Origin of the sequence: Streptomyces atriruber, assembly GCF_001418325.1 — a bacterium.
GTDB lineage: Bacteria > Actinomycetota > Actinomycetes > Streptomycetales > Streptomycetaceae > Streptomyces > Streptomyces atriruber.
Window position 1 is genome coordinate 3,865 of sequence record NZ_LIPN01000557.1, and the last position, 357, is coordinate 4,221.

General features: G+C 69.7%; 1 protein-coding gene. It reads left to right on the plus strand.

What is annotated here, in order from left to right; translation table 11 throughout:
* Positions 1 to 50 precede the first annotated feature (50 nt).
* Positions 51 to 357, plus strand: a 307-nt coding sequence (locus AOK03_RS38360) for a Zn-ribbon domain-containing OB-fold protein (protein ID WP_208609693.1), incomplete at its 3' end; no start/stop codon positions are given.

Here is a 357-nt window from a genome sequence, read left to right on the forward strand (position 1 = left end):
GAACTGCGCGAGCAACCACGAACACCCCGCACCCGGCAAAGGACGATCACATGGCAGATGCGACGACCGAACCCCTCCTGACCCCCACGCCGGACGACGACGGCGCCCCCTTCTGGGAGTACGCCGCCCGAGGCGAACTCCGGATACAGGCCTGCACCGCCTGCGGCGAGCTCCGCTTTCCGCCGAGGCCCTGCTGCCCCCACTGCCAGTCCTTCGACAGCACCTGGCGAAGGATGAGCGGACGAGGCCGCATCTGGTCCTACGTCTTCCCGCACCCCCCGCTCCTGCCCGCCTACGCGGAACAGGCGGGCTACAACGCGATAGTCGTCGAACTCGCCGACGCCCCCCGCATCCGCC